General features: G+C 44.1%; 21 protein-coding genes and 1 pseudogene. 13 read left to right on the top strand and 9 right to left on the bottom strand.

What is annotated here, in order from left to right; translation table 11 throughout:
• Window positions 1-63 precede the first annotated feature (63 nt).
• Entirely contained in the window at window positions 64-585 is a 522-nt protein-coding gene (hutX, locus tag IHV80_RS23750) for a heme utilization cystosolic carrier protein HutX (RefSeq protein ID WP_192891244.1), read from the bottom strand.
• A 58-nt stretch (window positions 586-643) separates the two neighbouring features.
• Entirely contained in the window at window positions 644-2,053 is a 1,410-nt protein-coding gene (hutW, locus tag IHV80_RS23755; RefSeq protein WP_192891245.1) for a heme anaerobic degradation radical SAM methyltransferase ChuW/HutW, read from the bottom strand.
• Window positions 2,054-2,213: 160 nt separating this feature from the next.
• Between hutW and IHV80_RS23760 the strand changes: the two genes are divergently transcribed.
• The 6 genes from IHV80_RS23760 to IHV80_RS23785 all read left to right on the top strand — a co-directional run bounded on the left by IHV80_RS23760 (window position 2,214) and on the right by IHV80_RS23785 (window position 7,119).
• Window positions 2,214-3,014: an energy transducer TonB gene (locus IHV80_RS23760; protein ID WP_192891246.1), complete on the top strand. Its 801-nt coding sequence runs from the start codon at window positions 2,214-2,216 to the stop codon at window positions 3,012-3,014.
• 2 nt (window positions 3,015-3,016) lie between these two features.
• Window positions 3,017-3,718 carry a MotA/TolQ/ExbB proton channel family protein gene (locus IHV80_RS23765; protein WP_192891247.1) on the top strand — a complete coding sequence of 234 codons (702 nt, stop codon included), beginning with the start codon at window positions 3,017-3,019 and terminating at the stop codon, window positions 3,716-3,718.
• Entirely contained in the window at window positions 3,715-4,128 is a 414-nt protein-coding gene (locus tag IHV80_RS23770) for an ExbD/TolR family protein (protein WP_192891248.1), read from the top strand. Before IHV80_RS23765 ends, IHV80_RS23770 begins: the two co-directional genes overlap by 4 nt.
• A 173-nt stretch (window positions 4,129-4,301) precedes the next feature.
• Window positions 4,302-5,192 (top strand): heme/hemin ABC transporter substrate-binding protein, encoded by an 891-nt coding sequence (locus IHV80_RS23775; protein ID WP_192891249.1) that lies wholly within the window; start codon window positions 4,302-4,304, stop codon window positions 5,190-5,192.
• Between the two features lie 107 nt (window positions 5,193-5,299).
• Window positions 5,300-6,337 (top strand): FecCD family ABC transporter permease, encoded by a 1,038-nt coding sequence (locus tag IHV80_RS23780; RefSeq protein WP_192891250.1) that lies wholly within the window; start codon window positions 5,300-5,302, stop codon window positions 6,335-6,337.
• A complete protein-coding gene (locus IHV80_RS23785; protein ID WP_192891251.1) occupies window positions 6,337-7,119 on the top strand; it encodes a heme ABC transporter ATP-binding protein in 783 nt (260 codons plus the stop codon). The genes IHV80_RS23780 and IHV80_RS23785 overlap by 1 nt, the downstream gene beginning before the upstream one ends.
• A 393-nt stretch (window positions 7,120-7,512) precedes the next feature.
• Here IHV80_RS23785 and IHV80_RS23790 read toward each other — a convergent pair whose 3' ends face one another.
• Window positions 7,513-7,974 carry a TetR/AcrR family transcriptional regulator gene (locus IHV80_RS23790; RefSeq protein WP_017105619.1) on the bottom strand — a complete coding sequence of 154 codons (462 nt, stop codon included), beginning with the start codon at window positions 7,972-7,974 and terminating at the stop codon, window positions 7,513-7,515.
• A gap of 530 nt (window positions 7,975-8,504) precedes the next feature.
• Here IHV80_RS23790 and IHV80_RS23795 point away from each other — a divergent pair.
• Entirely contained in the window at window positions 8,505-8,804 is a 300-nt protein-coding gene (locus tag IHV80_RS23795) for a YfcZ/YiiS family protein (RefSeq protein WP_192891252.1), read from the top strand.
• Window positions 8,805-8,840: 36 nt separating this feature from the next.
• Here IHV80_RS23795 and IHV80_RS23800 read toward each other — a convergent pair whose 3' ends face one another.
• On the bottom strand, window positions 8,841-9,143 hold the full coding sequence (locus IHV80_RS23800) for a YnjH family protein (protein WP_192891253.1): 303 nt from the start codon (window positions 9,141-9,143) through the stop codon (window positions 8,841-8,843).
• 101 nt (window positions 9,144-9,244) lie between these two features.
• Between IHV80_RS23800 and IHV80_RS23805 the strand changes: the two are divergent.
• Window positions 9,245-9,843 (top strand): annotated as a pseudogene (locus IHV80_RS23805) (hypothetical protein).
• A gap of 229 nt (window positions 9,844-10,072) precedes the next feature.
• Here IHV80_RS23805 and IHV80_RS23810 read toward each other — a convergent pair.
• The gene (locus IHV80_RS23810; RefSeq protein WP_192891254.1) at window positions 10,073-11,179 is read right to left on the bottom strand and encodes a 1-acyl-sn-glycerol-3-phosphate acyltransferase; all 1,107 of its coding nucleotides are present in this window, start codon (window positions 11,177-11,179) and stop codon (window positions 10,073-10,075) included.
• A gap of 175 nt (window positions 11,180-11,354) precedes the next feature.
• Between IHV80_RS23810 and IHV80_RS23815 the strand changes: the two genes are divergently transcribed.
• Window positions 11,355-11,981, top strand: coding sequence for an AraC family transcriptional regulator (locus IHV80_RS23815; RefSeq protein WP_102434324.1), 627 nt, complete (start codon window positions 11,355-11,357; stop codon window positions 11,979-11,981).
• Between the two features lie 243 nt (window positions 11,982-12,224).
• Here the strand turns inward: IHV80_RS23815 and IHV80_RS23820 are convergent, their stop codons facing one another.
• Both IHV80_RS23820 and IHV80_RS23825 read right to left on the bottom strand, forming a co-directional pair.
• Window positions 12,225-12,707 (bottom strand): hypothetical protein, encoded by a 483-nt coding sequence (locus IHV80_RS23820; RefSeq protein WP_192891255.1) that lies wholly within the window; start codon window positions 12,705-12,707, stop codon window positions 12,225-12,227.
• Window positions 12,708-12,734: 27 nt separating this feature from the next.
• Window positions 12,735-13,256, bottom strand: a complete 522-nt coding sequence (locus IHV80_RS23825) for a nicotinate-nicotinamide nucleotide adenylyltransferase (RefSeq protein ID WP_192891256.1) — start codon at window positions 13,254-13,256, stop codon at window positions 12,735-12,737.
• Window positions 13,257-13,365: 109 nt separating this feature from the next.
• Here IHV80_RS23825 and nadE point away from each other — a divergent pair, with 109 nt between their 5' ends.
• The gene (gene nadE / locus IHV80_RS23830) at window positions 13,366-14,196 is read left to right on the top strand and encodes an ammonia-dependent NAD(+) synthetase (RefSeq protein ID WP_192891257.1); all 831 of its coding nucleotides are present in this window, start codon (window positions 13,366-13,368) and stop codon (window positions 14,194-14,196) included.
• A 100-nt stretch (window positions 14,197-14,296) separates the two neighbouring features.
• On the opposite strand, the gene IHV80_RS23835 is transcribed toward nadE, so the two are convergent.
• Window positions 14,297-16,153, bottom strand: coding sequence for a hybrid-cluster NAD(P)-dependent oxidoreductase (locus IHV80_RS23835; protein ID WP_192891258.1), 1,857 nt, complete (start codon window positions 16,151-16,153; stop codon window positions 14,297-14,299).
• A gap of 218 nt (window positions 16,154-16,371) precedes the next feature.
• Between IHV80_RS23835 and IHV80_RS23840 the strand changes: the two genes are divergently transcribed.
• Window positions 16,372-16,530, top strand: a complete 159-nt coding sequence (locus IHV80_RS23840; RefSeq protein ID WP_017059962.1) for a YqaE/Pmp3 family membrane protein — start codon at window positions 16,372-16,374, stop codon at window positions 16,528-16,530.
• 192 nt (window positions 16,531-16,722) lie between these two features.
• Window positions 16,723-17,751 carry a dihydroorotase gene (gene pyrC / locus IHV80_RS23845; protein ID WP_192891259.1) on the top strand — a complete coding sequence of 343 codons (1,029 nt, stop codon included), beginning with the start codon at window positions 16,723-16,725 and terminating at the stop codon, window positions 17,749-17,751.
• Window positions 17,752-17,865: 114 nt separating this feature from the next.
• Here the strand turns inward: pyrC and IHV80_RS23850 are convergent, their stop codons facing one another.
• Complete coding sequence (locus IHV80_RS23850; RefSeq protein ID WP_192891260.1) at window positions 17,866-18,771, bottom strand: DUF808 domain-containing protein; 906 nt, start codon at window positions 18,769-18,771, stop codon at window positions 17,866-17,868.
• Between the two features lie 175 nt (window positions 18,772-18,946).
• On the opposite strand from IHV80_RS23850, the gene IHV80_RS23855 reads away from it, so the two are divergent.
• The gene (locus tag IHV80_RS23855; protein ID WP_192891261.1) at window positions 18,947-19,873 is read left to right on the top strand and encodes a M14 family metallopeptidase; all 927 of its coding nucleotides are present in this window, start codon (window positions 18,947-18,949) and stop codon (window positions 19,871-19,873) included.
• The last annotated feature ends 178 nt before the right edge of the window (window positions 19,874-20,051 follow it).

Consider the following 20,051-nt stretch of genomic DNA (forward strand, 5'->3'; position numbering starts at 1 on the left):
CTCGAGCATTGATGTACTATTTAAGCGAATTGGCACCCTATTTAGGGTTGCTGCTGATTTTACTTAAGCTTGTTCTTTCAGCGCTTTGAAGCGTTCAACTTGGTCAGCAATAAGCTCACGCTTTTCATTGCGGCCTAGGTAGATCTTAAAAATGTTCTCGCCCGTTTCACTGAAGAAACCGAAGTAATGACTTTCACGCCCCATGAACGCCTTGCTCACCAAACCGATCTGTTTAACATTGTCGAGTTTCAGGTGGCCATGAAGCTCGCCTTCTTTGCCCATAAGGTTGTAGTAGCCACGTGCTACTTTACCTTTAGGGAACGGCGCTTTTACTTCGAAGATTGAGCCGAATGAATGCACGATTGTGGTCACAGGCCCCCAATCAACTAAGCCTTCTAGAATCTCTTGAGCACGGCTGCCATCTAGCATTACTGCCATGTCATTTGGAAAAGCAGCAACCACTTCAACCTCTGAAACACCTAGCTTTTCAGCAATCGCAGTAGGAAGCAGTTTTGGCTCTTCTTCTAGAATGCGTGCGACACGTTGTTCTAGAGTTTCTGTCATTTCTAATGTTGTATCTGTCATTGAATATGTGTCCGTATAAACGAGTAATTTACGTAAGTTATAAACTAAAAATTCGATATTAAGCGTGCTTTAAACTTGTATGCGGGTGAATGCCTGAACCTGATGCTTTCGGTGCTGGGTGCATAGCCTGATATTCAGCGTTAAGCACTTGAATTACACTCTGAGCGAGGCTTACTGCCCAGAAGCTGCCAGCAATAGTGAGGGTCAGATAATCTTCGGAAAGCTCGACTAGACCATTCTTTTCCCAATGCGAAAACAGAGGCTTCAGATAATCGAACGTGTCTTGTTCCATAAAGGTCGGTAACGTACTTCTTCTAACAACACCAGAATCAAAACCGGCCTTTAATGAAGAGAAGGCTGGCTCTAGTGAGCTTTGCTTCGTCATCATGGCTATTGGCAATTGACCTTGCTTTATAGACTCCATGTAGCTGTCTAAAGTTCGATGTTGCATCACACCATGACCGCCAATGTTGCCACCAGCACCACAACCAACCGGCAGAACTTCGGCATAAGTTTTCGCTAAGCTGTTGTAAATGCTGCGTTCTCTGTTATCACGAGCCCAGTGATTCACGCTCAATTGCTTGACCTTATTTTTTGCCATGAACTCGACACCCGCCAAGTACATGCTCGCTTTATCTGGCGTATTCGCTGGTGGTGGAATTTTTCCTTTCTCAACAAGGTTAAGCATAGGTGCGTTACCCCCAACAATCAGTTGATAGAGGTCAATACCGTGCGCACCAGTAGACATGTAGTCTTCTAAATCTTGTTGGAACACTTCCATAGACTGGTGTGGTAATCCGTATAGCAAATCTAGAACGATGGGGGCTTGCTCGGTACAGCTCAAAGCACTGATACGTTCCAACACAACTTCTCTGTCATCTAAGCGCTTGGCGCTGCGTCGAACTTGAGTGTTGAAACTTTGAATACCAAATGAGAAGCGATTGAAACCACCTTCAAGCGCACAATCAAACATTTGATCGCCAAAGCGATTGATGCGCCCTTCCAAGGTCATTTCCACATCGTTTGCCAGTGGGAAATATTGGCGAATAGCCTTGCCTAACTGCTCTACTTGTTGAGGAGACAAATCAGTAGGTGTTCCGCCACCAATGTAGACAGCATGAAATAATCCAGACTGAGCCCAAGGGGTTTTAGCTTTTTGCTTCAACTCAACCATCAATGCGTCGAAATACTCATCGACTAATTTACGGCTCGCGGCGTTTTGGAAAAAGTTACAGAACGTACAACGGACACGACAGAAAGGAATATGGATATACAAGCAACGCTTATCCTGTTTCTTCCCTTCGCTTAGCATCAGTTCATCAAAGAGCTCCAACTTCTTGCTCGGGTCGACCGGAATTGAACTTCCTCCGGCATGTGCAGAATGCTTTTTCGCAAACGCAAAACGAAGCGGATCAGGGCTAGAAACACCTAGAATTGATTCGTCAAATTTATAAATATTAAGACTCATATAATCTCTCTGAACACTTATATAGCAAAGTCTGGAAGACTATTCGCTAAAACTGAGAGAATCATAAATAGACGCAAATGATAATGCAATTGATAATTGATCTTATTTAGATTCTGAGCAATAATCTGGTACAGATTTTAGATTTGGTAAAGGATTGAAAGTGAACGTTCCTAGATATGTTATTGCAGGCGGTGCATCGTTAGTGATTCATGCGGCGCTATTGTTTGTCGCTCAAGAATCTAAAGTATTTGCGATGCCTGCAGGTAGCCAATCGAATACGGTATCGATCAACTTCACGCCTAAGAGCACTCCTTCTCAAGCTCAACAAAAAACCATCACAGAACCGGTTGAACCAGAACCAATCAAAGAAACCGTCTCACAAGCAGAACCTAAGCCTGTCGAACCCAAGGCAGTCGAACCAAAGCAAGCCAAACCGACGCCAAAGAAAAAAGCGATCACCAATAAACCTCAACCCAAGAAAGTAGAGAAAAAGATTGTTGGAAAGAAACCAGTAACAGAGAAAAAGGTCGTTAAGAAAAAACGCCCAGAACTAAAACCAGAGCCAAAGTCCAAACCAACGCCTCAACCAGGAAAACTGGCTGACAAGAAAGTCGATAAAAATCTAGACGAGTCTGCCAATCAACCTCAGGAGGTAAACCAAGGCGTATCAAACCAAGAACCCGTATTAGTCACTAAGCCCTCTTTTTCTTCACGCCCCACACCACCGAATTACCCGCGCCAAGCTAGACGTCGTGGCGTTGAAGGTGTCGCAACTTATGAGGTCTGGTTAGACGCTGAAGGCAAACAAATTAAACAAGCATTAGTAAATTCATCAGGCGCACTAATGCTCGACAACGCCGCTTTAGACGCCATTAAACAATGGAAATTCTCACCTCACACTGTCAATGGTCGAGCTATTGCTCACCGTGTACAAATACCTGTTCGTTTTAGGTTGGATTAATCATGCAACAAATCAGTTACTTACAAGATCAACTTGGCTTAATGACTTGGCCTCTTCTCATCTGTTCTGCATTAACAGCAATGATCATCGCTGAACGTGTCTTCCAAGTGATGCTAAGCATTGGTGTTGGCAAACGCGCCATTCGTCGCGAGCTCAACCAGATCTCACCAACCAACAGCAAAGAGATCGAAGCATTAGCACAATCTATTTCTGGTAAACGACCGCTGCTGTACAAGGGCGTGTCGATGTTGCTTGCTCACCACTCTTTCTCAAAAGGATTACGTGAAGATGCTGCCGGAATTTGGCTACAAGAAAAACGCCACCAGCTTCATGCCGGACTGAGATTGCTTGGTTTAATCGGAGTGATTAGTCCGTTAATAGGCCTACTTGGTACCGTACTTGGACTTATTGAGATGTTCAAAGGGGTTGCAGCTACGACCGGCAGTATTACACCGAACGATCTAGCCGACGGATTAGGCTTAGCAATGAGAACCACAGCGGCAGGCTTAATGATTGCGCTTCCTGCGATCTCAGGCGCTCAACTGCTTGGGCTATGGGCCGACCGAGTGCTGGCTCAGTTAGAACATACTCTGAACTATGTGAATGTGTGGCTTGAAGGCATGTCGATTCAAACCAATCACTCTGACGAGACTAAAGGCTCATCAGTCAACAAAGTCGCTGTTGGTGATGTGAGTCAAGCATGATCAAAACGCCTCTCTCATCTCAAACACAAAGTTTAGCGCCAGATTTAACGCCGCTGCTCGACATAATTTTTATCGTGATGGTTTTCCTACTACTTACCGCTTCGGTGAAGTTGGAGTCTTTAGAGGTAGAGCTTCCAAGCTCTGATATTAAAAACGTTTCTGAAGTTCATAAAGATTCGATTAGCGTCAATATTTTAGACCACGAACCTTACTGGGCGATTAACGGCCGAGAGTACATAGACTGGGAAAACTTCAAGATTGCATTACTCGAAGAGACAGGTTCTGCGGATAAAAAGCCGATCATCATTGGCGCGGATAAAGCAGCCAACGTTGAGAACCTAGTGAAGTTGCTGTCGTTCCTTCAAGAGAATGGAATACCTGCAACCCAATTGCTCACAGAAGAAGGCTAGAACAATACTCAGTTGTCATGAGGCCTAGCACCTTTATGAGATTGGGGTCTTTATTGAGAAGACCCAATAACCAGAGCTAGACCTCTATCGAATCGAACTCAACATGCGAACGGACTGCTCACTGAGCGTCTTCGCGATTACTCTCCATCAAAAGAAAGTATCAATAAATTATTATGAAAGACTTAAAAGTGTTCAACAAACTAAAGACCAACAAACATTTACTCTCAATCGCCGCAATGAGCTTGGCTCTGACTGCGCCAACGGCAATGGCCAACGACGCTGAACAACCTCGAATCATAAGTGCAGGAAGTGCCGTTACTGAATTGATATTGGCATTAGGCGCTGAAGAGCAGTTAGTCGCAATTGATGTAACCAGTCACTTCCCTCAATCAGCAAATCTGCCGAAGATTGGTTACCACAGAAACCTTTCTGCAGAAGGCTTGATCGCCTTAGAACCAACCACGCTCATTGGATCTGATGAGATGGGGCCAGACAACGCGATTTCCCAATTGAAATCTGTGGGTATCGATGTCGAGATAGTTAACACCGAAGCGAACGTTGAAGGGTTGTTAAAGCGTATCGACCAAATCGCAAAGATTACCCATACCGAGGATCACTCAGAACAAGTTAAAGCAGAAGTAAATAAGAAGATTGCGGCACTAAAAGCAAACCAAGTACCCAATGACGAAGCGAAGAAAGTTTTGTTCCTATTGCTGCATGAAGGTCGTCCTGCGAACGTTGCTGGCGGTGAAACATCACCAAACGCGATCATTGAACTGGCTGGCGGCGTAAACCCAGCGGCTAAAAGCCTGACGTCTTACAAACCATTGTCGATGGAATCACTCATTGAAATGCAACCTGATGTCATCTTAGTGAGCGGCCGTAGCTACCAGAAAATGGGCGGCGCTGATGCCATTCTTAAATCGTTACCTATGTTAGCGGCGACGCCAGCAGGTATGAACAAGCAAATCATCACCGTGAAGGGCAGCGCTTTGGTTGGAGGGCTTGGTCTTGAAAGTCTTTCAGAAGCCAAGCGACTAAACGCACTTATCTACCCGCTATAACTCGACTACCCTATTTTTACTATTGCTTGCTTAACGCTCATCACCACCTCGTTTTTTGCAGAGTCGGTGATAAGCATTGAAGCTGGTGATAGATATTGAGGCCCTTTATGTTGCTACGATCCGTCCCACTGAAAACATCGATGTTAGGCTTAGGCGCTACCCTAGTCTTCGTCGCGCTGTATTCGATCACTGTTGGGCCAATGAACATTAGCTTGGCTGACAGCGCAGCCAGCCTACTCCAACCAAACAATGACTTAGCACCCCACATCAACTTGGTGATTCAAGAGATTCGATTACCCCGAACGATATTGTGCATGCTAATCGGCGCAATTCTCGCTTTATGTGGCGCGGTCATGCAGGGCTTGTTTCGAAATCCACTTGCCGAACCAGGAATCATCGGCGTGTCTGCCGGAGCCTCATTAGGTGCAGCATTAGCCATCGTGCTTTTCTCTGAGCTTTCACTGCAATATCCCGCTTTCATGAACTTTGCGGCTGTGCCTATATTTGCCTTTCTAGGCGGAGCCTTAACCACGCTGCTCGTTTATAAGCTGGGAACGGGCAAATTCGGCACTTCAGTAACCATCATGTTGTTAGCAGGTGTAGCGATCAGCGCACTATCAGGCGCAGGTATTGGCTTCTTGAACTTCATTGCTGATGACCAAATGCTGCGTGATCTTTCATTGTGGTCAATGGGTTCATTAGCGGGCGCGAAATGGTCAGGTATTTGGCTTGCGGCAGTCACTCTGGGCGCACTATTTATTGTCTTCTACCGTCAAGCTATGTCGCTAAATGCCCTGTTACTGGGCGAATCAGAAGCACAGCACCTTGGCATTCCAGTACAGAAGCTTAAGCGAAGATTGATTCTACTGACAGCCGCAGGCGTTGGCGTCACGGTTAGCCTATCTGGCATGATAGGCTTCATCGGCCTTGTTATCCCCCATTTAGGCCGCATGTTGGCTGGCCCGGATCACCGTATTCTCTTACCCCTATCAGCGGTACTAGGCGCATTACTACTAACAGCTGCAGACATGTTCTCACGCGTGGTACTTGCACCAGCAGAACTGCCTGTAGGCATTGTCACTGCAATCATCGGTGCTCCATTCTTCTTGTACCTTCTATTTCAACAGAAAGGGAGAATCCTTTAATGTTTCCTTCAGCGTTAAAAGCGACCGACATCGAGGTGAAGTTCGGTAGTAAAGTGATATTAGATGGTGTTTCTATTGAGATTGAAGCAGGAAAGGTAACCACACTGCTTGGGCCAAATGGTGCAGGGAAAAGCACACTGCTTAAAGCTTTATGCCAAGAGATTTCGAGTAAGGGTGATATCCAATATTTTGGACATACCAAAGACAAGTGGCCTTCTCAAAAGCTGGCAAAGCACTTGGCAATGCTTCCTCAGCACAGCACTTTGACCTTCCCATTCTTGGCACATGAAGTTGTCGAGCTTGGTGGTATCCCTCTGCAAGAGTCCAACAAGAACCTCACCAACATCGCTAGTCAAAAAATGGATGTTGCTGATGTGACCCACTTAAGTGAAAGGCTCTACCCTTCGCTATCCGGTGGTGAAAAACAGCGTGTTCACTTGGCTCGAGTGCTAACTCAGCTTCATTATTCTGGTGACCAATGCATCTTGATGCTCGATGAACCAACGTCAGCATTGGATCTCGCCCACCAGCACAATACTTTGAAAATCGCGAGAGAGCTGGCCGACAACCACAACGCAGCCGTAATAGTGGTGTTGCATGACTTAAACCTAGCCGCTCAATACTCAGATCGATTGGTGGTATTGAAGGACGGTAACTTGGTTTGCGATGGCAGCCCTTGGGAAGCACTTAAGCCTGCGATGATTGAAGATGTCTATGGCTACAGAAGTATCGTTGAAAAACACCCAACCATGCGCTTCCCTCAGGTTCATCCCGCACAATAAGTCCGATGGAGGAGCTACTCATTTTGAGTATTCGTTCCTAATAACAATGACGTCATTCTAAGCCTTGATTTATTCGAGGCTTTTTATTGGCTCATAGCCTCCCTCTCGCCTTAAACTCAATTTTCCCACCAACCATAGCCATGAGCCTAAAAACGTCTCACTCTGAGCGTTTGAGGCTCTAGAAATGAACATTATCAGTTAGTGTTACTTAAATTTTAGCAATGGGATGCAAGTATGAGACGTGAACGTAAGCATCTAAAAAGAAAAGAAATAACAACCTTCAGCACGAAAGCAAGATAGCGACAGCGATGTGAGATCGAGATAAAAAAGCAAAAGAAGGAAACGACAGACACAAAAAAAGCCCCCTCAGGAGCTTCTTTCATTGTGTGTTGATTATTGGCTCATACGAATCAATGATTTACCAATCAACCACTCTAGTTCTTTACCGCTAGTATCACCAAACTGAGTTTCAGTCAGTTTGTATAGACGATCAATACCGTTTGCCGCGAACTCATGTGCGCTTTCAGCAGTAACGATATGATGGAAAAGTAAACGTAAGATTGCTAGGAATTCAGCGTCTTCAAGTGCTGTAACCCAGCTAGCAGAGAATGCATCAAGACCGTTTTCGAAATCAATGTGTTCCATGAACATCTTGAAGATTCGACCGTCTAGAGCCGCTGTGAAATCTGTTTTCTTTGGAAAGTGGTGGCTTATACCTGTACGAGAAACGCCCGTTTGCTGACTCAACGTCGTGTATGACATCTTGTCGTAACCCAATCTTAGTAGCTGGTCTACAACGGCATCCATGATCTTCTGGATTGTGATTTCTGTATCTTCTTTACTACGCTTTGGCATATTCAGGCTCTTCTCTTTGTAAATCCATCTAACTCAACCGAATGAAGTCAGGATGAAAATCGTTATCAGCATTATGTGAGCAAGGTGTTTTTTCGCAAGTAAATACAATTAAATACCTGCAAATACTCTGTACGAACAATTTTACAGTGCTGCCTCTTTGGGCACTTTGCCTAATTATTCTTCGAAAGTCACCTTACCGCCCTAAGTAGATAATTTTAAATAACCACTTAGAATATGAAATACCCAACGATAAATTCATTGTATAAATACCTATTAAGCAATAGATAGTCTTATAAAATCATTCCTGACGCAACTAAGTGAATGATATTCTGACAAATTAATAACATTAATCTTCAGTAAAACATGACCGAGATCACATAGATATTTCGCGCCGCGAAAGTTCGTATTAATTTCATCTCTATACAAACAACATAGCATACCAGTGTAAATTAGTTCAAAGATTTTAATTTTTGTAGATACAGATCAAATTGCTCGTTAGAATAACCTCAGACTTTGTAAGAGGATTATTTATGAGCCAAGATGTTGGTAACAATGATGTATGTGAGGCTTGCGGTTGCGCAGGTGAAATCGGCTTCATCATCAAAGAAGGCGATGAGGTTGCTGAGGTAACGGTTTACGGTAATTCCAAAGCCCTTATTGAAGCTGAATTTGCTAAGTATGTTGAGCTAGCGAAGCAAGTGTCTGGCAATGTCGAGTTTGAAGCGTCAGAGATGACAGAAGAGAGCACGGAATTACATGCTCGCTTTAAATTTGAAGTCAGTGCTGAGAAGATTATTTTCGAACTTAAAACTCGCTCTCTAGCGCGTTAATCTAAGCACTAATATTCATATTACTAAAAGACGAGTTTATTTCTCGTCTTTTTTTATAATTTCAATCCACCCCAAAGCACCATTGGTCTCAAAATCATTTTCGGCAGCACATCGAATCAACACACCAGAAACTTCAACGACGGCACCTAAGCTATATGCCTTATCATCATAATAACAAACTCGTTGCTGTGAACCACTCTGAGTGACGACAACTGCGGCCTTAGCGGGCGTAGATATTATTTTATTAGCATTCGCTGATACTGAACAAAACACAGAAGTTAAAATCACAAAACCTTTTAGAATTTGACGCTTTATTTCAATCACAGATTCACCTTTCATTGTGCTCTATTCCTTTTTACCTACCAACAAATGAGTAAAACACTATGCGAGAATAATTTTTTCATTATAGTATTAACGTCTATCGTAATAAGAAGCTTGTTATGCTCCGAATAATTGCACTTATTATTGGTTCTTTAACCATAACAAATGTGACCGCAGAACCTCTCGATCAGTATCAAATATTGAACCATCTCGATAATTACGGAAACTTATATTTACGAAATAAGCCTTACACGTCGCTTCCGACGGGTTTAGTGGTCGATGGCAACCTCAATATAGAAAATACCGCGATAACACGCCTACCCAAAGGGTTGGAAGTGAACGGTAGCCTTAAAGGCGGTAACAGCCAACTCGCCCGAGTTCCCTCGGGAGTAAAAATTAAAGGCTATGCCGACTTAATTGGCAGCCAAATCACCAATTGGCCGAGAGGCGTCAGAGTCGGCGGGTTTATTAACCTGACCGATACGCCGCTTCAAAGATTGCCCAACGGCTTTCGAGTGAAAGGCGACCTCAGTGTGATTCGCACTCCTTTAACGGAACTTCCGAATGGGATAGTCATTGATGGAGACTTATATATAGGCGGTTCTGCGATTACTGCATTCCCGATACGATGACAGTGAAAGGAAACATCTACCTCGGTGGTAACACAATTACCACGTGGCCAACCAACTTAGATCTCGGTGGCGCGGTTGCTCGCTAATCTTCATTTCGATTAATTGGTTAATTGTTTTTTTGGCTTTGGCTTTGGCTTTGGCTTTGGCTTTTAGAGAAAAATACAAACACGCCGATACAAAAAAGGAGCCTAAGGCTCCTTTTTCAATTCAATCTCTTGTTGGTTAGTGACTATACCCACCCACCAATAAGCTCACTAGACGTTTTGCTTACTAGGCATTTTACTTACTAGGAAACGGCGAACTAACCAATCGCGACTAACCAATGTTCTTCACTGGGTTTGCATAGCTATCAATTAAGTACTGACGAGCACCTTGAGGTAGGCCTGATAGCTTTTCTTCAAACTCTTTTTTAACGACGTCTGTAATCGACTCGTCGTCCTTCTCAGCAGCCAACAAGTTGACTGGGAACAGTTTGTAGTTTTCATGGATCTGGCGGTCGATCTCTTGAGCAAGTGCTTCTGGAGTGTCGAAATCTTGATCGATAACCTGACCAAAACCAACATGAACGCGTCCTTTATTACCGATGATACCTTGAATGATACTTTCGATATCTTCAAACTCACCTTTTTCGTAACTGCCGTTTACGTCTTTTTCAAAAAGCTCGAGCGCTTTAGCAATGTCACATGGGTCGTTTTCGTATGAAATAGACACAGGAACGATCTTCAATGACTTCACGTACTCAGGGAATGCGATTTTTTGCTTACGCCCTTCAACATGGAACATCTTCAAGATTGCTGGCTCAGTGAAATCATTACCGTCTTTTGCTCGACCTTCTTTTTGAGCGATCCAGATTGAATTGCCCGTTTCCAAAGAGTGCTTGATGTACGAAGACAGCTGGCCAAGCGCTTTCATCATTTCACGCGGTCCTTTCAAAGAACGCTTTACGATGAAGCTCTTATTAAGACGCATCAATTCAGTCGCACATGGTTTCTTTAACAAGTTGTCACCAATTGCAATACGGCAAGTTTGGTGATTGTTGTGATGCAATGCGTAGTTAACTAACGCCGGATCCATAGCAATATCGCGGTGATTTGAAATAAACAGGTAAGCTTGGTTAGCGTCCAGAGCCTCCACACCTGTGTATGTCACACCATTGGTGGTTTTCGCTAACGTATCTCGCAAGTATTTCTTAACTTCAATCTGGATGGACTCAACGCTAGTGAGCTTGCTCCATTTCATTTTCAAGTAAACGCGCAAGATAGGGCTCATTAATGCTTTAAACCAAGACGCATGGTTTGAAAAACGATAGTGCAGAATCGCACTGATAAATTCTTCATCATTAATAAGACGGTTTAGTGCCGCTGGAATTTCATCATCGCCGTAAGGACGAATATCAACATATGGATCGATCGGAGAGGTCATTTTTTAATTCATATAATAAATAGCTGGCTTATTCTACGCGTTGTTTTGACTTCTCGCAGCTACAGAGCCCATACTTTTGACAAGGTCAGACCAGAAAGATTGAAAATCCCCTGTTATTGTTGGCATTCTTTAAGATTAGCGGTAATCTTGACGCCCCAAAACTAAGGTACTATCTATGAACTTCGCTATTGAATATACATCGGCTTACTTTTCACACTTGGTGATCACACCACGCAAGAAAGTACTAAAACATAGCCTTGTATCGGTTCAGAGTGGTTTGGTTTTGATAAAGCTAGGTAAACAAGAATACGCCGTTGAACCTGGACAAAGCATCTGGGTTCCTTATGATTGCTTAACCTCACTGACCTACTTTCCAAACACACAGGTGAATCGCGTCGACTTCTCCGTTCGTCTGACTGACTCGTTCCCAAGACAAGCAGGTTACATCACGCAAACCAACCTGTCATTGGCGCTATTAGAAAAACTAGAACTCACCAAAGCTCGCGCGACCAATGCCAACAATACTGAGCAAGCGTTTAAGGACATGTTGTCTGTACTCAAACAAGAAGTACTGGCGTTTAAACCTTTGCTTTGTGAAAGTGCCCTATCTCAACGATTCAATCAGTGGAACATTGATGATTCGAATCTGCCACAAGAGCACACCTTGGTCATGGTAATGCGCGAAGCGAAGAAGCGCATGCAATCAGGTCAAAAGCGTACGCTTGTGATTGATGATTTGTTCTCTGGGAAAGAAGAAGAGTTCGAACAACTATGCATGCTCGTGTTTGGTGAAGACCTATAGGCAAGAGTATCAGATACCTGTTCTCTGCTCACTAGACTGTTTTTCATTCGCTAAGTCGTTAAGAGAGCTAAAGCCCCTCTTCAAGTCAGTTTGTAAAGCAAACATCTAAGTTAAACGACAAAACGCTAGATACTAAAAAGCCGCAAAAACTCAGTTTTTGCGGCTTTTTCTATATTCTTGTCGTGCCTTAACTTAGTGCTACTTTTACCTAAAAAGGTACTTTACCTAAAAGGGTTCTTTTATCTAGAAGGGTAGCTCGACCTGCATCATAAGGTCTGCGTCTCTTGAATCATGCCAACGGTAGTCAAAGCGCATACGAGGTTGCCCTTCCACTTTCTCGCCAAAACCGATGCTCAGTTGAAGGCCGTGATTCATCAACCACTCTTCTGTGGACATATCGTACTGCTCATCTTCAAGATCTTCTGGAAACCACATCCCCAAACCAACATAGTTGGACTCAAGGCTTTGCGTTAACAATGGCGTGTCTTTACTTTGAAGAACCCAGTCAGACCAATAGTCTGGCGCTTCAGGCTCCTCATCACTTAGCCCGCTGATTTCCATCATACGTTGACCAAAAGACTCAATACTCGAAGAGAAGTCTAAGCAGCTGTTTTCATCATCAGAAGTCAGCATGATTGAATCTAAGCTAAAAAAATCACAATCAGCGTGCGCAGGCATACTGCATGCTGCCATGATCAACGTCGCTGGTATCGCGCTCTTTAGCATAGTCCTCTGACCTCTTAATTAGTGAACTCACATTATCTGATACAGTCCACTATCTTGCAACATCTTTGTAACTGACTTTGTACTCAGTTTTGCAACATCGCTTCCACTTATCAACGCATTACGAATATCTGTACTGCGGATTTTGACTTTTTCAGGGCAAGCCATTACAGACCATCGCTCGGTAATCTCATCTGATTTATAGAAAGATGAGAACTTAAAGAAGTTGTCAGGCCCAATAACGAAGGTGAGTTCCGCGTCACGATGTAACTTTTGCAGTTCACTGAGCACAGCATAAGTCGTCACGCTTTCACCTGGAGTAAGCAAGCTCTTTTCAATTAATGATAGCTCAACTTGATCCAGTGAAAGATCACTGATAAATGCGCTAACTAACTGACATCTCGTATCAAAGTCTAGCATCTCTTTCCCCCAAGCATGGGCAATACTTGGAACTAGAAGAATTTTGTCAAAGTGAGCCAACGAATCAATCACACTTTTATGCCCTAAGCTCGGTGGATTAAACGCACTACCGAAAATGGCTATTTTTTCCATTATTTATTACTGCCTTCTCTTTCTAAGCTTGTGCAAAGAGGTTTTTAAATCGGATGATTTAGGTATGATAACACTAGATTTTTAATTTGCTTGCAGGAAAGGAATACGAATGGAACAGTTAATTCGTGACGAAATGCGCGTACTACCTTCAATTGACCCTCACTTCGAAGTGACTCGTCGTGTGGACTTTATTAAAACGAAACTTCAGCAGTCGGGCTGCAAGTCTCTGATCCTTGGTATCAGTGGCGGTGTAGACTCAACGACCTGTGGCCGTTTAGCACAAATGGCAATCGACAGCCTGAACGAAAACGCTGGCAGCAATGATTACCAATTCATCGCTGTTCGCCTGCCTTACGGCGAGCAAAAAGATGAAGACGAAGCGCAACTTGCTCTTTCTTTCATCCAGCCTTCTCAATCCGTTTCTGTAAACATTAAAGCGGGTGTTGATGGGCTTCACGAAGCCTCTCACGTAGCTTTAGAAGGTACTGGCTTACTACCAACAGATTCTGCGAAAATCGACTTTGTGAAAGGCAATGTGAAAGCTCGCGCTCGCATGATCGCACAATACGAAATTGCTGGTTACGTTGGCGGCCTTGTGATTGGCACGGACCATTCAGCGGAAAACATCACTGGCTTCTACACCAAGCACGGTGACGGCGCATGTGATTTAGCACCACTGTTTGGTTTAAATAAACGCCAAGTTCGTGAACTTGCAGCAACGCTAGGCGCTCCAGAGCAACTCGTTAAGAAAGTACCAACCGCTGATCTAGAAGAGCTTGATCCACAAAAAGCCGATGAAGCAGCCTTGAACCTTTCTTACGATCAGATTGATGATTTCCTTGAAGGCAAAGAGGTCCCTCAAGACGTATCAGATCGTTTAGTTGGCATCTACAAAGCAACACAGCACAAGCGTCAACCAATCCCAACGATCTACGATTAATTTTTGAATTAGTCTCAGAATCAAAAAGGCCGGAAGTTCATTTCAATGAGCTTCCGGCCTTTTCTATTTAATGCACTTTTCTTTATGATCTAACGAGTCGTTAATCCACAACTTCGATATCAGTTTGCGGAACACTGCAACACGCCAGTATTTGCCCCATATTACGTTCATGATCTTGTAGAGCAGGTACATCAGGTTGGTGAACTTGTCCTGACTCAAGGGTCACTTTACAAGCACCACAGAAACCCGCGCGACAACTTGAAGCAATAGACACACCCGCCGACTCAGCTTGCTCTAGCAAGGTTGATTGATTATTACCTTCGAACAAGTAGCCGTTCACACTCAGCTGCAGTTGCTTCACCGCTTCTTCCGTAGACTGAGCCACACCAAATGCTTCTTGATGGTAATGCTGAGGGTTCAGCCCCATTTGAATCAGCAGTTTCTTTGCGTTATCCATAAATCCATCAGGGCCACATACGAACGCTTGGCGCTTGTGTAGCTCTTCAATTTTAGCGACATGCGACACGCTTAGACGCCCAGATAAACCATCCCACTTTTTGGTTGGTTGGCTTAATGAATAGATCACACGAAGACCTGCATGCTCATTGGCGATCTTATCAATCTCAGCTTGATAAGGAATGTCTTCTTCGCTGCTGCATTGATGGTAGAAAACCACATCATCAATCTGACCGTGATCAGCTAAATAACGAAGCATCGACAACATAGGCGTAATACCACTACCTGCAGACAAAAGCAGTAACGGGTGAGTTGGATTCGCTTCTAAGTAGAACGCACCATCTGGATTTTGAGCAACTAGAGTGTCGCCCACTTGGAAATGATCATTCAACCAGTTAGAGATTTGGCCATCGTCCACTCGCTTCACTGAAATCGCTAAACGACCCGCTCGTGATGGGCTAGACGATAACGTGTAACGACGAGAAACCTTCTCGCCATTAATCATCATCTCAATCGGTAGATGTTGCCCAGGCTGGTAACTTGGCAGGGAGTGGTTCTCTTTCGCTGGCTCTAACCAAAACGTAGTGAAGTCACGAGCGATCTCTTCGCGCTCAACACAGGTTAGATGCAGTGACTCAACCCAAGTGTCTTCATAGTGTTCTTTCTCTTTGGTTTCGAGCACTTCAACCACATCACCCGCTTTCACTAAACCTTCATTTTTAGCCACAAGATTTTGACCAAAGAAAACGCCACCGCGCTCATTGGCTCGGAATGTAGAGAAGGTATTAAGCGGCTCTTTTGTCGCTCGGAACTCACCTAACTCAACATCAACTGTCGTTAGAATACAGCGCTCACAAGGTTTAACCGCTTCAAATTCAACCTCACCAATACGAATACGCTTCCAGCCGTCTTCAGCAAAGGCTTCAGTATTGGAAACCACAAAGTTAGTGCGGAACTGGTCCATTGAATGTGTTTCTGGGCTGCGGCGATTAAGTTCATCAAGAGAGGCTTGGCTGATTATTAACATTGGGTAGCCGTCGGCAAAGCTTACATTATGACCAAGCTTTTCTCGAACACGATTCGATTGCTCACCAGAGAACAGTAGCTCAACACGAACACCAAGCACATCGCTGAACCAATCATCCGCCTCATCATTGGTGGTGTAAGCAGTGAAACTGTCTTTCCATACCGTTGCAGGCGCTTCTTGCATCTTGAAGTTTGCGTATTTTAAACGTAGCGGTTGTTTACCTTCATAAGTGAAGATCAAACCGTCTGGTTGCAAGCTTGAAGATACCTTGACCATTTTCGGGTACTTACGTGCTGTAACCATTGAGCCGTCAGCCAACGCCAACATAAAGCGTCTATCGAAGGTAAGGCCTTGTTTTTCGACCCAGGCAGAAGAAAGAGAGATCCCGCCCACTGACTTAACCGGAAATACATTGATTTGAGATAAAGAAGGCACTTGCTCTGAAGCCTTTTGATCTGACGGTAGCTGCGACATAACGATTCCAATGTTTTGTTGTTTGTTCCAATGCTAACAAATGGTTATAAATAGATAAACTGGTAGGCATTAAACACTTGATACTAAGCTAATATCTTGAGATGTTTAAACGACTGTCTTATATACATAAAGACACCAATGCATTAACTTTCTCCATACGTTCTATAATGTGAACACGGTTATCGCATTAAACCTTCATTGAAGAAAAAGGATTTATCATGAACAAACTCGTCATTATCATTTTATGTGTACTGCTTCCACCTGTTGGTGTGTTCTTCGCTCGCGGCGCCGGGAAAGATCTGGTGATTAATATCATTCTTACTTTCTTCTTCTGGGTTCCAGGAATGATCCATGGTCTGTGGGTGGCGACTCGTTAACCCATATCCGAAAATAAATACCGAATAAAATACCCAGAAAAACAAGCTCCTAGCTCTGAAGAGTTAAAAATAGGATGAAATGAAAGTGCTTTTCCACTATCATCCTGTCGCCTAAACGTAAGCGATTGCTTTCACAGATTTCGCTGAGTTTAGGCTCCAACTACATTACACTTCAAATGGTGGGAGCCTTCAATGACACAACTTACGATTACTCGTCCTGACGACTGGCACGTTCATCTACGCGATGGCGAAGTATTAAAAGATACAGTTCGCGATATCAGCCGTTATAATGGTCGAGCGTTAATCATGCCAAATACCATCCCACCGGTAACTGATACCGAAATGGCCCTTGCTTACCGTGAACGCATCATGGCAGAGCAGCCAAGTGAACAATTCCAGCCTCTAATGGCACTTTACCTGACAGACAACACAACACCTGATGAAATTCGTAAAGCGAAAGAGTCTGGCGCTGTTGTAGCGGCGAAGCTATACCCTGCTGGCGCGACGACTAACTCTGACTCAGGCGTAACCTCAGCTCAAAAGATTTACCACGTACTCGAAGCAATGCAAGAAGTGGGTATGTTGCTGCTTGTACACGGTGAAGTAACGGCTCACGATGTTGATATCTTTGACCGTGAAAAAGAGTTCCTGGACACGGTTCTAGCGCCGATTGTTAATGACTTCCCTAACCTGAAGATCGTTCTAGAGCACATCACGACTGCAGATGCAGCGACTTTCGTTAAGAACGCTAATGAAAACGTAGCGGCAACCATTACAGCTCACCATTTGCTTTATAACCGCAACCACATGTTGGTTGGCGGCATTAAGCCACATTTCTACTGCCTACCTATCCTTAAGCGCAACACGCACCAATTAGCGCTTATCGAAGCAGCAACAAGCGGCAGCAAGAAGTTCTTCTTGGGTACAGACTCTGCGCCACACGCTAAAGGTGCAAAAGAGTCAGCATGTGGTTGTGCAGGTTCTTACACAGCACACGCCGCGGTTGAACTGTACGCTGAAGTATTCGATTTAGAAGGCAAGATTGAAAACCTAGAAGCATTCGCGAGCCACAATGGCCCAGACTTTTACGGTATGCCACGTAACTCAGACACAATCACGCTCGTTAAAGAAGAGTGGAATGTATCTGAAACAATGCCTTTCGGTTCGGACATTGTCGTGCCAATCCGTGGCGGCGAGACTATTGCTTGGACTGTAAAATAAGAGCGTGGTGTTAATTAAACACAACCCATTAGATTAAAAGGGGCACCATAATGATTATGGTGCCCCTTTTTCGTTTCTTGGAGAGATGGCTTTATTAGGATCAATAATTAGCAATTACTCACCGCGTATTTTTCCAATAGCAGTCCAAATCGCAACGACAATCAATCCCGCTAAAACCCCAATAACACCATTCAACAGCGTTGGTACCACCGCTGTCGCAATCGTATGTCCACTGAAGTCCATAATGATCGGTTCAATTAAGTGATGAATTGCAGGAACGTTGTGTACCACAATACCACCACCAACCAAGAACATAGCAGCTGTGCCGACCACAGCAAGCATCTTCATTAGCTTTGGCGCAAAGGCTACAAGCCCATTCCCCAATTGAGTTTTAATAGCGCTCCCATTCGATGTTCGCTGCAGATAGAACCCTAAATCATCCAACTTAACGATACCCGCCACTAAGCCATAAACACCAATCGTCATCACAACCGCAATCAAACTCACGACAATAATCTGAGTAAGGATACTTGTACCCGTTACGGTCCCCAGAGCAATCACAATGATTTCTGCGGATAAGATGAAGTCGGTACGAATTGCGCCAGCTACCTTTCTCTTCTCATACTCTTCAACAGATTCGCCCGAGCTGCTTTCCTCACCTTTCTCTTCGTGTTGATGAGCATGAGGAAAAAGCTTTTCTAAGATTTTCTCTGCCCCTTCAAAACAAAGAAACAGACCACCGATCACCAGTAATGGCATGATCAACCAAGGAATGAATGCACTGATCAACAATGCCGCCGGAACCAAAATCAGCTTATTTTTAAATGAGCCTTTTGCGACCGCCCATACCACTGGGATTTCTCTTTCAGCAGAAACACCGGATACCTGCTGAGCATTAAGGGCTAAATCGTCACCCAATACGCCTGCGGTTTTTTTAGCTGCCACCTTAGACATCAGTGCGACATCATCCAACACGGTTGCAATGTCATCTAGCAGTGTTAGTAAACTTGCTCCAGCCATTTTGTTGTCTCTTTATAAAGAATTGAACCATCAATAAAATGTAACACCATCAATTCACTCATCAAAGTTATGAGTCTGTAAAAAATAAAGTCACAAGTTGTGTTTTCTATTGCTGTCTCTGTTAGACAGGAATAATCTGTCTTAATCTTTCACGAACATAAAAGAAAAAGTATAGATGAAAAGTGAATCTACCTACCCGATTGGTAAGCCAGGACAAAAGTGGCAACAAGCAGAACGTGAAGCATGGTTAGCTCAAAGAACGGTTAAGCGTGAATACCAACAAGAAGTTGTACCAAAGATTAAAGCACTAGCAGATCGTTTTGACATCGAACAATATGGCGCGCTGAGCTACGACGAAAATCGCTTCCCACTCTTCGCAATCAAAAGCAAAAACTGGGACGAGTCAAAGCCGACGATTCTGGTAACCGGTGGTGTTCACGGTTACGAAACCAGTGGTGTGCATGGCGCGATCAAATTCGCTGCAACTCAAGCAGAAAAATACACGGCGCACTTCAACATTGTTGTAGCACCTTGTGTGAGCCCTTGGGGTTACGAAGTGATCAACCGCTGGAACCCAAATGCTGTTGATCCAAATCGCTCTTTCTACGACGGTACGCCAGCAGAAGAATCAGCAAACCTACGTGCTTTAGTTGCGTCTCTACCAGAAGTATTGGTTCACGTTGACCTGCATGAGACGACTGACTCTGATGAAACTGAATTCCGACCGGCACTCGCAGCACGTGACGGCATTGAGTACATAGAAGGTATGATCCCAGACGGTTTCTACACGGTGGGTGATACTGAAAACCCACAGCCAGAATTCCAAGCAGCGGTAATTAAGTCAGTAGAGCAAGTCACTCACATTGCGCCTGCGGATGACGAAGGCAAGATCATTGGTTCAGACGTCACTCAACACGGCGTGATCAACTACCCAATGAAGAAGCTTGGCTTATGTGGCGGCGTGACTGACTGTAAGTACGGTACAACCACAGAGGTTTACCCAGACAGCGACAAAGTAACAGACGAAGAGTGTAACGATGCTCAAGTTGCTGCGGTAGTCGGTGCTTTGGATTACGTTATTCAGCACGAATTAAACGCGTAAGCGAATATCAGCTAATAACTGGAACCTAGTAGCTAATACTTTGAACCTAGTGCCTAGAACTAAGAACTCAAAGAGCCACAAGTGATGATTCACTTGTGGCTCTTTTTTATCTTGTCTCTGATTTCTTCTGCGACATAAAAAAGCTCCCTTGCACCAAGTACAAGAGAGCTTTGAATCA

This window comes from Vibrio bathopelagicus (assembly GCF_014879975.1).
Lineage (GTDB): Bacteria > Pseudomonadota > Gammaproteobacteria > Enterobacterales > Vibrionaceae > Vibrio > Vibrio bathopelagicus.

What these genes read in the sequence shown, in the direction of transcription:
- IHV80_RS23840 (WP_017059962.1), top strand. Translation starts at nt 16,372, where the DNA reads ATGAACAAACTCGTCATTATCATTTTATGTGTACTGCTTCCACCTGTT.
- IHV80_RS23775 (WP_192891249.1), top strand. Translation starts at nt 4,302, where the DNA reads ATGAAAGACTTAAAAGTGTTCAACAAACTAAAGACCAACAAACATTTA.
- IHV80_RS23815 (WP_102434324.1), top strand. Translation starts at nt 11,355, where the DNA reads ATGAACTTCGCTATTGAATATACATCGGCTTACTTTTCACACTTGGTG.
- pyrC (WP_192891259.1), top strand. Translation starts at nt 16,723, where the DNA reads ATGACACAACTTACGATTACTCGTCCTGACGACTGGCACGTTCATCTA.
- IHV80_RS23825 (WP_192891256.1), bottom strand. Translation starts at nt 13,256, where the DNA reads ATGGAAAAAATAGCCATTTTCGGTAGTGCGTTTAATCCACCGAGCTTA.
- IHV80_RS23795 (WP_192891252.1), top strand. Translation starts at nt 8,505, where the DNA reads ATGAGCCAAGATGTTGGTAACAATGATGTATGTGAGGCTTGCGGTTGC.
- nadE (WP_192891257.1), top strand. Translation starts at nt 13,366, where the DNA reads ATGGAACAGTTAATTCGTGACGAAATGCGCGTACTACCTTCAATTGAC.
- IHV80_RS23835 (WP_192891258.1), bottom strand. Translation starts at nt 16,153, where the DNA reads ATGTCGCAGCTACCGTCAGATCAAAAGGCTTCAGAGCAAGTGCCTTCT.
- IHV80_RS23850 (WP_192891260.1), bottom strand. Translation starts at nt 18,771, where the DNA reads ATGGCTGGAGCAAGTTTACTAACACTGCTAGATGACATTGCAACCGTG.
- hutW (WP_192891245.1), bottom strand. Translation starts at nt 2,053, where the DNA reads ATGAGTCTTAATATTTATAAATTTGACGAATCAATTCTAGGTGTTTCT.
- IHV80_RS23810 (WP_192891254.1), bottom strand. Translation starts at nt 11,179, where the DNA reads ATGACCTCTCCGATCGATCCATATGTTGATATTCGTCCTTACGGCGAT.
- hutX (WP_192891244.1), bottom strand. Translation starts at nt 585, where the DNA reads ATGACAGATACAACATTAGAAATGACAGAAACTCTAGAACAACGTGTC.
- IHV80_RS23790 (WP_017105619.1), bottom strand. Translation starts at nt 7,974, where the DNA reads ATGCCAAAGCGTAGTAAAGAAGATACAGAAATCACAATCCAGAAGATC.
- IHV80_RS23800 (WP_192891253.1), bottom strand. Translation starts at nt 9,143, where the DNA reads ATGAAAGGTGAATCTGTGATTGAAATAAAGCGTCAAATTCTAAAAGGT.
- IHV80_RS23820 (WP_192891255.1), bottom strand. Translation starts at nt 12,707, where the DNA reads ATGCTAAAGAGCGCGATACCAGCGACGTTGATCATGGCAGCATGCAGT.
- IHV80_RS23785 (WP_192891251.1), top strand. Translation starts at nt 6,337, where the DNA reads ATGTTTCCTTCAGCGTTAAAAGCGACCGACATCGAGGTGAAGTTCGGT.
- IHV80_RS23765 (WP_192891247.1), top strand. Translation starts at nt 3,017, where the DNA reads ATGCAACAAATCAGTTACTTACAAGATCAACTTGGCTTAATGACTTGG.
- IHV80_RS23770 (WP_192891248.1), top strand. Translation starts at nt 3,715, where the DNA reads ATGATCAAAACGCCTCTCTCATCTCAAACACAAAGTTTAGCGCCAGAT.
- IHV80_RS23855 (WP_192891261.1), top strand. Translation starts at nt 18,947, where the DNA reads ATGAAAAGTGAATCTACCTACCCGATTGGTAAGCCAGGACAAAAGTGG.
- IHV80_RS23780 (WP_192891250.1), top strand. Translation starts at nt 5,300, where the DNA reads ATGTTGCTACGATCCGTCCCACTGAAAACATCGATGTTAGGCTTAGGC.